A 12,019-nucleotide genomic window follows, 5' to 3' on the forward strand; every position below is an offset into this window, starting at 1 on the left:
GTCCGGGGGTCTGGGAAACCGTCGGGGGGGGGGGCCCCCACCCCCCCCCGGGCCCCCCCCCGCTCCTGGTTGGCGGCCTGCCGGCGGCCGTCGGGTCAGACCTCGACGACGACCGGAAGGATCATCGGGCGCCGGCGGTAGGTGTCCGACACCCACTTGCCCACCGTGCGCCGGACCAGCTGCTGGAGCTGGTGCGGCTCCATGACGCCGTCCTGGGCCGACTTGTTGAGGGCTTCCTCGACCTTCGGCACCACGGCACTGAACGCGGAGTCGTCGATGCCGGAGCCCCGGGCCTGGATGTGAGGACCGCCCACGATCTTGCCGGACGAGCTGTCGACCACGATGAAGACCGAGATGATCCCCTCGTCACCGAGAATGCGCCGGTCCTTGAGGGAGGTCTCCGTGACGTCGCCGACGGAGAGGCCGTCGACGTACACGTAGCCCGCCTGGACCTTGCCGACGATCTTCGCCTTGCCGTCGACGAGGTCGACGACGACGCCGTCCTCCGCGATGACGATGTGGTCCTTCGGCACGCCGGTCAGCGCGCCGAGCTCGGCGTTGGCCCTGAGGTGGCGCCATTCGCCGTGCACCGGCATCAGGTTCTTCGGCTTGCAGATGTTGTAGAAGTACAACAGCTCGCCGGCCGAGGCGTGGCCCGAGACGTGGACCTTGGCATTGCCCTTGTGGACGACGTTCGCGCCCCAGCGGGTCAGGCCGTTGATCACGCGGTAGACCGCGTTCTCGTTGCCGGGGATCAGGGACGACGCCAGGATCACCGTGTCGCCCGGGACGATACGGATCTGATGGTCGCGGTTGGCCATACGGGAGAGGGCGGCCATCGGCTCGCCCTGGGAGCCCGTGCAGACCAGGACGACCTCGTCGTCCGGCAGGTCGTCCAGCGTCTTGACGTCGACGACCAGGCCCGCGGGAACCTTCAGATAGCCCAGGTCACGGGCGATGCCCATGTTCCGGACCATGGAACGTCCGACGAAGGCCACCCGGCGGCCGTACTCGTGTGCGGCGTCCAGGATCTGCTGGATGCGGTGCACATGGCTGGCGAAGCTGGCCACGATGATGCGCTTCTGCGCGTTGGCGAACACCGTGCGCAGGACGTTGGAGATGTCCCGCTCCGGCGGCACGAAGCCGGGGACCTCGGCGTTCGTCGAGTCGGAGAGGAGGAGGTCGATGCCCTCCTCGCTCAGCCGGGCGAACGCGTGCAGGTCGGTGAGCCGGCCGTCCAGCGGGAGCTGGTCCATCTTGAAGTCGCCGGTCACGACGGCCATGCCCGCGGGAGTGCGGATGGCGACCGCGAGGGCGTCCGGGATGGAGTGGTTGACCGCGACGAACTCGCAGTCGAAGATCCCGATGCGCTCGCGCTGCCCCTCGGTCACCTCAAGGGTGTAGGGGCGGATCCGGTGCTCCTGGAGCTTGGCCTCGATGAGCGCGAGGGTGAGCTTGGAGCCGATGAGAGGGATGTCCGGCTTCAGCCGGAGCAGATAGGGGACGGCACCGATGTGGTCCTCGTGGCCGTGCGTGAGGACGATGCCCTCGACGTCGTCCAGACGGTCCCGGATGGTGGTGAAGTCCGGCAGGATCAGGTCGATGCCCGGCTGCTCCTCCTCGGGGAAGAGGACGCCGCAGTCGACGATGAGCAGACGGCCGCCGTACTCGAAGACCGTCATGTTCCGGCCGATCTCGCCCAGGCCGCCCAGCGGGGTGACCCGCAGACCGCCCTTGGGGAGCTTCGGCGGGGTGCCGAGTTCAGGATGCGGATGACTCAAAAGACTCTCCTTACCACGCACGCCACGTACCGCTGAGGGCACGTGGCGCGCGTGTATTCGTGCACTTGCTGTTGTCAGGTGGTGTTTCCGCCGCGAGTGTCCTCGCGTATTCAGTTGTGAAGTCCGTGGTTAGAGCTGTACCCCACCGGCAGCCAGATCGATCTTGAGCTGGGCCGTCTCCTGTGCGGTGAGTTCCACCAGAGGGAGGCGCAGCGGGCCGGCGGGCAGGCCCTGCAGGGTGAGCGCGGCCTTGGTGGTGATCACGCCCTGGGTGCGGAACATCCCGGTGAAGACCGGGAGCAGCTTCTGGTGGATCTCCGTGGCCTTCTGCACGTCGCCGCCGAGGTGCGCCTCGATGAGCGCGCGGAGCTCCGGGGTGACGACGTGGCCGACGACGGAGACGAATCCGACGGCGCCGACCGAGAGCAGGGGGAGGTTGAGCATGTCGTCGCCGGAGTACCAGGCGAGGCCGGACTGGGAGATGGCCCAGCTGGCACGGCCCAGGTCTCCCTTGGCGTCCTTGTTGGCGACGATCCTGGGGTGCTCGGCGAGACGCACGAGCGTCTCTGTGTCGATCGGCACACCGCTGCGGCCGGGAATGTCGTACAGCATCACCGGGAGCTCCGTGGAGTCCGCGATGGCGCCGAAGTGGCGGAGGAGGCCCTCCTGCGGCGGCTTGTTGTAGTACGGCGTGACCGCGAGGAGGCCATGGGCGCCGCTGCGCTCGGCGGTGCGTGCCAGCTCGATGCTGTGCCGTGTGTCGTTCGTACCGACGCCCGCGACGACGTGGGCGCGGTCTCCGACGGCTTCCAGCACAGCCCGTACGAGCTGGTCTTTCTCCGCGTCGCTGGTGGTCGGGGACTCGCCCGTGGTGCCGTTGATGACCAGGCCGTCATTGCCTGCGTCCACCAGATGGGTGGCGATCCGCTGGGCGCCGTCGAGGTCGAGTGCGCCGTCCGCCGTGAACGGCGTGACCATAGCGGTGAGGACCCTCCCGAAGGGGGTCTGCGGAGTGGAGATCGGAGCCATGGGTAACACGCTACTCGTTGCTCGGAGCGTCGTGCCCCCTCGGGGGGACGAGGAAGAGGAGCCCGGCACTGCCTGCTCGGGGGTTCAAGCAGTGCCGGGTCCGTTTGATCAGCCTAGATGAACTTCACGAAACGCCGCAATACGGACACCGCCTACGGGGCGACCCGTCCGTTTTTGTTGAAGGCGGCATGAGTGAGCGGCATCAGGCTCTGCCAGTGCTGTTCCATCTGCTCCCCGACCATCTCGATCTCGCGCTGCGGGAACGACGGCACCTTGGCCAGCTCGTGCTGCGTACGCAGTCCGAGGAAGTGCATCAGCGACCGGGCGTTGCAGGTGGCGTACATCGTCGAGAACAGGCCGACAGGGAGCACCGCGCGGGCGACCTCACGCGCGACCCCTGCTGCGAGCATCTCCTGGTACGCGTCGTACGCCTGGCGGTACGAGTCCTCCATGGCACGGCTGGTGAGCTCGTGCTGCTCCGGGGACCCCTCGACGAATTCGTACTTTCCGGGGCGCCCCTGCTGGATGAGCTTGCGGGACTCCCCCGGGACGTAGAAGACCGGTTCGAGCTCCCTGTAGCGGCCCGATTCCTCGTTGTAGGACCAGCCCACGCGGTGCCGCATGAACTCGCGGAACACGAAGATGGGGGCGCTGATGAAGAAGGTCATCGAGTTGTGCTCGAACGGGCTGCCGTGCCGGTCCCGCATCAGGAAGTTGATGAGCCCCTTGGAGCGCTCGGGGTCCTTCGTGACCTCTTCCAGGGACTGCTCCCCGGCCGTGGACACACGGGCTGCGAACAGCACGTCGGAGTCGCTGGCCGCAGATTTCACCAGGTCAACGGTGACATCGCTGCGGAAGTGGGCCTTGGTGGGCTCGGGGGTGTCGGTCACCGGCGGGGGTCCTTCCAATTGCGTCGCTCGGGCGGCGTCCACTCTACGGGCCGTGGGGCGGAGTCCTGTCGGCGGGAAAATCTGGACCGGTTCGGCGATTCGGGGCACCGATCGGGCCTCTCGTACGTCTGACTCATTAGCAGCACCCGTCACAGAGTTCAAGGAGATCTTCCTCATGTTCCGCCGGCGTGAATCCGTCCCGTTCTCGTTCGTTGCCGAGGCCGACCGATTCCGCAGTAATGTCACTCCGCCTCCCCGCCAGCGCGCCAGTCGCTCCCAGCTGGCCTCCCGGTCCCTCGTAGGGCTCACGCTGATCGCCGGTTTCGCCGGATCGCTGCTCTTCGGGCTCCCCGCCCTCGACACCGACCGGACGCCGTCGCACGGTCAGACGTCCGAGGCCTCCCAGCACCGCTGACCCGTACGGGCCCCCTGGGGTGGTCGGCCGGGGGGCTGCTCGGTAGCCTCACCGGGCACAGCAATCGAGCGTGCTTGTGAGTGAGGATCAGTCGTGCCCCTGCCCTTCCTGACGGCCGACCGCGTATTCGACGCGGACGCAGAGGACATCGCGCTGCCGTTCGACGACCACGACAGCTGGCGGCGGCCCTACCGCCCCGGCCCGTGGCGGGTCGCGGCGGCGGCCACCCTGCTGCTGCTGTCGTCCTTCGTCCTGCTCGCCGCGATGATCATCGCGTTCGCCGGGTCGCTGTCCAGTGCCGCCGCGTGCTTCGCGCTCGCCGCGGCGGTGATCGTCTGCGCACTGCGGCTGCTGCGGGTCGGCGCCTGGGTGAGCCGGCACGGCGTACGCCGGGTGGGCTTCTTCCGCACGACCACCGTGCGGTGGGGGGACGCCGCGGCGGTCCGCACCGTGCAGCAGCCGGTGAAATGGCTCGGCTTCCCGCGCACCGTCCAGGGACAGGCCCTGGTCGTGGTGCGCAAGGGCGGCCAGCCCCTGGCTCCGCTGGCCACCGACCACAACGCGGACTTCCTGGCCCGCGCCGAGGCGTTCGAGCGTGCCACGGACTCCATCGAGGCCTGGGGCGACGAGTACCGCACCGGCTGACGGCCGGGGCCTCCGTGGGGCCGCAGGGACCCTTCACAAGCCGGTACGGCGCCGCTCAGGCGCGTACCGGCTTGTCCATGTGCAGGGCGATGGCGCGCTGCATCGCCTTACGGGCGCGCGGGGTGTCCCTGGCGTCCTGGTAGGCGACCGCCAGCCGGAACCAGCAGCGCCAGTCGTCCGGGCTGTCCTCCGTCTCCTCCCGGCGCCGCGCGAACACGGCGTCGGCGGAATCGCGGTCGATGCGCCCGGACGGGGTGCGCACCAGCTCGTCGACGGGGAGACCGCCCTCCGCGTCCAGCGCGGCGGCCAGGGCGTTGGCCCTGCGGACGAACTGGGTGTTCTTCCAGAGGAACCAGACGCCGATCACCGGCAGGATCAGCACGGCCACGCCGAAGGTGACCGTGAGCAGTGTGCCGTGCCGGATGAGCAGCACGCCCCGGCTGCCGGCCAGGACGAAGTAGAAGACCAGGACGGCAGCGGTGACGACGTAGGTGAGCTTTGCGCGCATGGGTGGGGCCCAGTCAGTTCAGGTCGAGGAAGTGTTCCAGGCCGAAGGTGAGGCCGGGAGTGGTCACCACGCGGCGGGTGCCGAGCAGGATGCCCGGCATGAAGCTGCTGTGGTGCAGCGAGTCGTGCCGCAGGGTGAGCGTCTCGCCCTCGCTGCCGAGCAGGACCTCCTGGTGGGCGAGGAGGCCGCGGAGCCGGACCGAGTGGACCGGGACACCGTCGACGTCCGCGCCACGGGCCCCGTCCAGCGCGGTGGCGGTGGCGTCGGGCTGCGGCGCCGCCCCGGCCTTCCCGCGGGCCGCCGCGATGAGCTGGGCGGTGCGGGTGGCCGTGCCGGAGGGCGCGTCCGCCTTGTTCGGGTGGTGGAGCTCGATGACCTCGACCGATTCGAAGTAGCGGGCCGCCTGCTCCGCGAAGCGCATCGTGAGGACGGCGCCGATGGAGAAGTTCGGCGCGATGAGCACACCGGTCTCCGGCGATCCGGAGAGCCAGGTGTTCAGCTGCGCGAGCCGTTCGTCGGTCCAGCCCGTGGTGCCGACGACGGCGTGGATCCCGTGCCGGACGCAGAAGTCGAGGTTGTCCATCACCGACGAGGGCGTGGTCAGCTCGACGACTGCCTGGGCCCCGCTGTCGGTGAGGGCCTCCAGCTCGTCGCCGCGGCCGAGCGCCGCGACGAGCTCCATGTCGTCGGCGGCCTCCACGGCTCGTACCGCCTCGGAACCGATGCGTCCCTTGGCGCCGAGAACGGCCACGCGCAGCTTGCTCATGTGCTCTTTCCTTACGGAGTGATTAGGAGACCGCTTCGTGGAGACGGTCCGCCTGCTTGTCCTTCAGAGGGCCGATGACCGAGAGGGAGGGCCGCTGTCCGAGGACGTCGGCCGCGACGGCCCGGACCTCGTCGGGGGTGACCGCCGCGATCTTCGCCAGCATGTCATCGACGGACATCTGTTCGCCCCAGCAGAGCTCGCTCTTGCCGATGCGGTTCATGAGCGCGCCCGTGTCCTCCAGGCCGAGGACGGTGGAACCGGCGAGCTGGCCGACGGCGCGGCCGATCTCCTCGTCGCCGAGGCCGTCCGCCGCCACGCGGTCGAGCTCGTCGCGGCAGATCTTGAGGACGTCGTGCACCTGGCTGGGGCGGCAGCCGGCGTAGACGCCGAAGAGCCCGCAGTCGGCGAAGCCCGAGGTGTACGAGTACACGCTGTAGGCGAGGCCGCGCTTCTCCCGGACCTCCTGGAAGAGGCGGGAGCTCATGCCGCCGCCGAGCGCGGTGTTCAGGACGCCGAGCGCCCAGCGGCGCTCGTCGGTCCTGGCGAGGCCGGGCATGCCGAGGACGACGTGGGCCTGCTCGGTCTTGCGGTTCAGCAGTTCGACGCGGCCCGTTGCGCGCAGGGTGCGGGAGCCCTCGCGGGGCGCCGTGGGTACGGCGTCGGTACGGCTCAGGGCACCTGCGCGTTCGAACGCCTTGCGGACCTGGCGTACGACCGTGGCGTGGTCGACGTTGCCCGCGGCGGCGACGACCAGGTGCGTGGGGTCGTAGTGCTTCTTGTAGAAGCGGGCGATCTGGCCGCGGTTCAGCGCGTTGATCGTGTCGACGGTGCCGAGGACCGGGCGGCCCAGCGGGGTGTCGCCGAGCATGGTGTGCGCGAACAGGTCGTGCACGCAGTCGCCCGGGTCGTCCTCGGTCATCGCGATCTCCTCGAGGATGACGCCGCGCTCGGCGTCGACGTCCTCGGGGGCGATCAGGGAGCCGGTCAGCATGTCGCAGACGACATCGATGGCCAGCGGGAGGTCGGTGTCCAGGACCCGCGCGTAGTAGCAGGTGTACTCCTTCGCCGTGAAGGCGTTCATCTCGCCGCCGACCGCGTCGATCGCGGACGAGATGTCGAGGGCGCTGCGCTTGGCCGTGCCCTTGAAGAGGAGGTGCTCGAGGTAGTGCGTCGCGCCGTTCAGGGTGGGTGTCTCGTCGCGTGAACCGACGTTGGCCCAGATCCCGAAGGTGGCGGAGCGGACGGAGGGCAGCGTCTCGGTGACGACCCGGAGGCCGCCCGGGAGGACGGTACGGCGGACGGTGCCGATGCCGTTGCTGCCCTTGAGAAGGGTTTGGGTACGGGCGACGGCCCGCCCCTCCGAGGAGGGGCGGGCCGTCGTCACGGAACTACGGGACGTCACTTGTCGGTGTCGTCCTTCTTCTCGTCCTCTTCGCCCTCGACCACGGGGATGAGGGAGAGCTTGCCGCGCGAGTCGATCTCCGCGATCTCGACCTGGACCTTGGCGCCGACGCCGAGCACGTCCTCGACGTTCTCCACGCGCTTGCCACCGGCGAGCTTGCGGATCTGCGAGATGTGCAGCAGACCGTCCTTGCCGGGCATCAGGGAGACGAACGCACCGAAGGTGGTGGTCTTGACGACCGTACCCAGGTAGCGCTCGCCGACCTCCGGCATGGTCGGGTTGGCGATGGCGTTGATCGTGGCGCGGGCGGCCTCGGCCTGCGAGCCCTGCTGGGCACCGATGTAGATGGTGCCGTCGTCCTCGATCGTGATGTCGGCGCCGGTGTCCTCCTGGATCTGGTTGATCATCTTGCCCTTGGGGCCGATGACCTCACCGATCTTGTCCACCGGGATCTTGACGGTGATGATCCGCGGGGCGTTCGGGGACATCTCGTCCGGGACGTCGATGGCCTCGTTCATGACGTCCAGGATGTGCAGACGCGCGTCACGGGCCTGCTTCAGCGCGGCGGCCAGGACCGAGGCGGGGATGCCGTCGAGCTTGGTGTCGAGCTGGAGCGCGGTCACGAACTGCTTCGTGCCGGCGACCTTGAAGTCCATGTCGCCGAAGGCGTCCTCCGCACCGAGGATGTCGGTGAGGGCGACGTAGTGGGTCTTGCCGTCGATCTCCTGCGAGATCAGGCCCATGGCGATACCGGCGACGGCGGCCTTGAGGGGCACACCGGCGTTCAGCAGGGACATGGTGGAGGCGCAGACCGAGCCCATGGACGTCGAGCCGTTGGAGCCCAGCGCCTCGGAGACCTGGCGGATCGCGTAGGGGAACTCCTCGCGCGACGGCAGCACCGGCACGATGGCGCGCTCGGCGAGCGCGCCGTGGCCGATCTCGCGGCGCTTGGGCGAGCCCACGCGGCCGGTCTCACCGACGGAGTACGGCGGGAAGTTGTAGTTGTGCATGTAGCGCTTGCGGGTCACCGGGGAGAGGGTGTCCAGCTGCTGCTCCATGCGCAGCATGTTGAGGGTGGTGACGCCCAGGATCTGGGTCTCGCCACGCTCGAACAGCGCCGAGCCGTGCACGCGCGGAATGGCCTCGACCTCGGCGGCGAGCGTACGGATGTCCGTGACGCCACGGCCGTCGATGCGGACCTTGTCCTTGATGACGCGCTCGCGGACCAGCTTCTTGGTCAGTGCGCGGTAGGCACCCGAGATCTCCTTCTCGCGACCCTCGAAGGCCGGGAGGAGCTTCTCGCCCGCGATCTCCTTGATGCGGTCCAGCTCGGCCTCGCGCTCCTGCTTGCCGGCGATGGTGAGCGCCTTGGCGAGCTCGGTGCTGACGGCCTTGCTGAGCGCCTGCAGGACGTCGTCCTGGTAGTCGAGGAAGACCGGGAACTCGCCGGTGGGCTTGGCGGCCTTGGAGGCGAGGTCGGACTGGGCCTTGCAGAGCGCCTTGATGAAGGGCTTCGCGGCCTCGAGGCCCGCGGCGACGACCTCTTCGGTCGGGGCCTCGGCGCCGTCCTTGACGAGCTGGATGGTCTTCTCGGTGGCCTCGGCCTCGACCATCATGATCGCGACGTCGCCGTCCTCGAGGACGCGACCGGCGACGACCATGTCGAAGACGGCGTCCTCGAGCTCGGTGTGCGTCGGGAACGCGACCCACTGGCCCTTGATCAGGGCGACGCGGGTGGCGCCGATGGGGCCGGAGAAGGGCAGGCCCGCCAGGATCGTGGAGGCGGAGGCGGCGTTGATCGCGACCACGTCGTACAGGTGGTCGGGGTTGAGCGCCATGATCGTCTCGACGATCTGGATCTCGTTGCGCAGGCCCTTCTTGAAGGAGGGGCGCAGCGGGCGGTCGATCAGGCGGCAGGTGAGGATCGCGTCCTCGGAGGGCCGGCCCTCACGGCGGAAGAAGGAGCCGGGGATCTTGCCGGCCGCGTACTGCCGCTCCTCGACGTCCACCGTGAGGGGGAAGAAGTCGAGCTGGTCCTTGGGCCGCTTGGAAGCGGTGGTGGCCGACAGCACCATGGTGTCGTCGTCCAGGTACGCGACGGCGGAGCCGGCGGCCTGCTTGGCCAGGCGACCCGTCTCGAAGCGGATGGTGCGGGTGCCGAAGGTACCGTTGTCGATCACGGCTTCGGCGTAGTGGGTCTCGTTCTCCACTAGTGATTTCTCCATACTCGTCGTCTTTCGTCCTGCCGCCCGTGTGGCGGAGGACGGTGCGGAGAAGCGCACCGTGTGCGGGCCGGTCTTCGATCGAAGCTCCCGGGCGTTGCCCCGGGGGCCACTACCGAGGACCGGCGGCGGCCGTGGCGCGCCTCTCCTCGTTCTGGTGTCGTGCGTCCAGGTTACTGAGCCGGACCCGGGTCGCGCACGTACAGCAAAGGGAGCGGCCCCCTGGAATCGGGGTACCGCTCCCTCTCACAGCGTACTTACTTGGCGCCGCCGGCCGCACCGCGGCGGATGCCGAGGCGGTCGACGAGCGCACGGAAGCGCTGGATGTCCTTCTTGGCAAGGTACTGCAGAAGACGGCGACGCTGGCCGACGAGGATCAGCAGACCCCGACGGGAGTGGTGGTCGTGCTTGTGCGTCTTGAGGTGCTCCGTCAGGTCCGAGATCCGGCGGGAGAGCATGGCGACCTGGACCTCGGGGGATCCGGTGTCACCCTCCTTCTGGGCGAAGTCGGACATGATCTGCTTCTTCGTAGCGGCGTCGAGCGGCACGCGTACTCCTCATTGATGTTCGATGCGCCCACGAGTGCCCCTGGTCTGGATCTCAGGGGAGCTTCCATGACTCGGAGGCGAAGGTCCGATGAGCGCAGCCCTCAGGATGATCCCGGAGGCGCGTACACAAACGGCCGTCACACAGCGTACCAGCCGCTGCGACCCCGTCCGTCCGTCGCGCCGGGGCGGATCAGCTGGTGAGTGCGCGGATCGAGTGGTAGACGTCGAAGACGGCGAGGCACAGCGGCAGCAGCGTCAGGAGCACGAAGGCCTCGGCGACCTCCAGGAAGCGGCCCCAGAACGGGGTGACTCCCTTGCGCGGCACGATCAGCCCTATGGCGGTGATCAGGGCGGCGACGCCGGCGACCGCGGCGGTGAGCCAGATCGTACGGATGTCGAGTCCGGCGCCGTCCCCCTGGAGCGCCTCGCGGATCAGATCCACCGGCGGGTTGAGCGACAGCCCGAGACCGAGGAGCACAAGTGCGGCGAGGCCGGCTCCCAGGGCGCAGCCGACCTGGGCCGTGTAGCGGAACAGGTGGGCGCGCATCAGCATCGCGACCCCGGTGGCGAGTGCCAGCAGCTGACCCCAGATGCCGTCCGAGAAGCCCAGCACCGCGGCGGCCCCCACGGCCACCAGTGCGCACCCGCCGACCAGGCCGACGAGCAGTTCGTGGCCGCGCCGCGCCTGGGCGGCGATGCGGTCGGCGTCGACCGGTCCCTGCGGCGCGGGGTCGGACGTGCCGTAGTCGCCGACGGTGGTGCGGGGCGGCTCGAAGCCGATCGGGAGGCGGGCGAAGCGGGTGGAGAGCCCGGGCAGGAACGCGAGGAGCCCCACGGAGAGCGGCGCGCACACGGCCGCGGTCTCGGCGGGCTCCATGCCGGTCAGGATCGCGACGAAGGTCACCAGCACGCCGATGGTGGAGGCGAACACGAAGGCGACGAACGTGCCGTCCCCCTCGGGGGCGGCGATCATGAGGATCACCGAGGCCACCAGCACTGCGGCGCAGGCCAGCAGGAACTGGAGCCTGCCGATGCCCTGTCCCTCGCTGAGCGGCAGCAGCCCGGCACCGGCGACCGCGGCGTTGGCGAGCACGCCGATCCCCAGCGCGATGGACGAGCCCCGGTCCGCGTACACACGTGCGCGCACGCACGCCAGCGCCAGCAGGAGTACGGCGGTGACGGCGGCCAGGATGCCGGGCAGGCCGTTCATGTCGTGGTGGATGTCGGAGGTCCACAGCACGAAGCCGAGCAGGACCAGCAGGACCGACCCGCCGAAGAGCCCGGCCGTACGCATGAGGCTGTCGCCCCAGAGGGTCCGGTCCCGCGCGACGGCGGTGGCGACGGCGTCGGAGACGTCGTCGAAGACCGCGGGCGGCAGCGATTCCGAGAAGGGCCGCAGGGACAGCAGCTCGCCGTCGAGGATGCGCTGGCCCGCCAGTGTGCGTCCGCTGTCCAGGACGGTGCCGTCACGGCGCACCAGGTGGTAGCCGACCGGCGCGCCCTGGGCGGGGCTCTGCCCCGACAGCCGGAGGATCTCCGGGTAGAGGTCGGCGACGGCGATGTCCTCGGGCAGCGCCACGTCGACGCGGCTGTCGGGCGCGACGACCGTGACCCGGCAGAAACCGGTTCCGTTGCCGGCCGGAACTCCGGGACCCGGCCGACCGGATCCGGTAGCCGCCGTTTGGGCCGTCATAGTCACGTGCTGCTCCCCCTCATGCTTCTCCTGGACCTCCGGCACGCACCCCTTGGATCACGGGCTCGGACTCCGTCCCGAATGACCCATTTTTTTGCGGTAGTTAGCGGATGCGTACAC

The 12,019-nt window shown here is 69.4% G+C and carries 11 protein-coding genes; 2 read left to right on the forward strand and 9 right to left on the reverse strand.

From position 1 onward, the window contains the following. Window positions 1-95: 95 nt before the first annotated feature. The 3 genes from ACFUNE_RS35815 to thyX form a co-directional block, all read right to left on the reverse strand. A complete protein-coding gene (locus ACFUNE_RS35815; protein ID WP_383576852.1) occupies window positions 96-1,781 on the reverse strand; it encodes a ribonuclease J in 1,686 nt (561 codons plus the stop codon). A 129-nt stretch (window positions 1,782-1,910) separates the two neighbouring features. Next, complete coding sequence (gene dapA / locus ACFUNE_RS35820) at window positions 1,911-2,810, reverse strand: 4-hydroxy-tetrahydrodipicolinate synthase (RefSeq protein WP_383576854.1); 900 nt, start codon at window positions 2,808-2,810, stop codon at window positions 1,911-1,913. Between the two features lie 152 nt (window positions 2,811-2,962). Continuing rightward, a complete protein-coding gene (thyX, locus tag ACFUNE_RS35825) occupies window positions 2,963-3,700 on the reverse strand; it encodes an FAD-dependent thymidylate synthase (RefSeq protein ID WP_383576856.1) in 738 nt (245 codons plus the stop codon). A gap of 175 nt (window positions 3,701-3,875) precedes the next feature. Here thyX and ACFUNE_RS35830 point away from each other — a divergent pair, with 175 nt between their 5' ends. Next, entirely contained in the window at window positions 3,876-4,115 is a 240-nt protein-coding gene (locus ACFUNE_RS35830; protein WP_383576858.1) for a hypothetical protein, read from the forward strand. Window positions 4,116-4,208: 93 nt separating this feature from the next. Beyond that, entirely contained in the window at window positions 4,209-4,760 is a 552-nt protein-coding gene (locus ACFUNE_RS35835; protein ID WP_383576860.1) for a hypothetical protein, read from the forward strand. A 55-nt stretch (window positions 4,761-4,815) separates the two neighbouring features. On the opposite strand, the gene ACFUNE_RS35840 is transcribed toward ACFUNE_RS35835, so the two are convergent. The 6 genes from ACFUNE_RS35840 to eccD form a co-directional block, all read right to left on the reverse strand. After that, complete coding sequence (locus ACFUNE_RS35840) at window positions 4,816-5,268, reverse strand: hypothetical protein (RefSeq protein ID WP_383576862.1); 453 nt, start codon at window positions 5,266-5,268, stop codon at window positions 4,816-4,818. Window positions 5,269-5,281: 13 nt separating this feature from the next. After that, complete coding sequence (gene dapB / locus ACFUNE_RS35845; RefSeq protein WP_383576864.1) at window positions 5,282-6,034, reverse strand: 4-hydroxy-tetrahydrodipicolinate reductase; 753 nt, start codon at window positions 6,032-6,034, stop codon at window positions 5,282-5,284. 22 nt (window positions 6,035-6,056) lie between these two features. Further along, the gene (locus ACFUNE_RS35850; protein ID WP_383576866.1) at window positions 6,057-7,436 is read right to left on the reverse strand and encodes a M16 family metallopeptidase; all 1,380 of its coding nucleotides are present in this window, start codon (window positions 7,434-7,436) and stop codon (window positions 6,057-6,059) included. Continuing rightward, a complete protein-coding gene (locus ACFUNE_RS35855; protein WP_383576954.1) occupies window positions 7,433-9,646 on the reverse strand; it encodes a polyribonucleotide nucleotidyltransferase in 2,214 nt (737 codons plus the stop codon). The genes ACFUNE_RS35850 and ACFUNE_RS35855 overlap by 4 nt, the downstream gene beginning before the upstream one ends. A gap of 269 nt (window positions 9,647-9,915) precedes the next feature. Then, window positions 9,916-10,206: a 30S ribosomal protein S15 gene (rpsO, locus tag ACFUNE_RS35860; protein ID WP_015611843.1), complete on the reverse strand. Its 291-nt coding sequence runs from the start codon at window positions 10,204-10,206 to the stop codon at window positions 9,916-9,918. A 190-nt stretch (window positions 10,207-10,396) separates the two neighbouring features. Beyond that, the gene (gene eccD, locus ACFUNE_RS35865; RefSeq protein ID WP_383576868.1) at window positions 10,397-11,899 is read right to left on the reverse strand and encodes a type VII secretion integral membrane protein EccD; all 1,503 of its coding nucleotides are present in this window, start codon (window positions 11,897-11,899) and stop codon (window positions 10,397-10,399) included. Between the last annotated feature and the right edge of the window lie 120 nt (window positions 11,900-12,019).

The organism is Streptomyces sp. NPDC057287 (assembly GCF_042667905.1).
In the GTDB taxonomy this organism is placed as follows: domain Bacteria; phylum Actinomycetota; class Actinomycetes; order Streptomycetales; family Streptomycetaceae; genus Streptomyces.

Bases quoted from the DNA above. Each gene is read 5' to 3' on its own strand.
- dapA (WP_383576854.1), bottom strand. From the start codon at position 2,810: ATGGCTCCGATCTCCACTCCGCAGACCCCCTTCGGGAGGGTCCTCACC.
- ACFUNE_RS35830 (WP_383576858.1), top strand. From the start codon at position 3,876: ATGTTCCGCCGGCGTGAATCCGTCCCGTTCTCGTTCGTTGCCGAGGCC.
- ACFUNE_RS35840 (WP_383576862.1), bottom strand. From the start codon at position 5,268: ATGCGCGCAAAGCTCACCTACGTCGTCACCGCTGCCGTCCTGGTCTTC.
- dapB (WP_383576864.1), bottom strand. From the start codon at position 6,034: ATGAGCAAGCTGCGCGTGGCCGTTCTCGGCGCCAAGGGACGCATCGGT.
- eccD (WP_383576868.1), bottom strand. From the start codon at position 11,899: ATGACGGCCCAAACGGCGGCTACCGGATCCGGTCGGCCGGGTCCCGGA.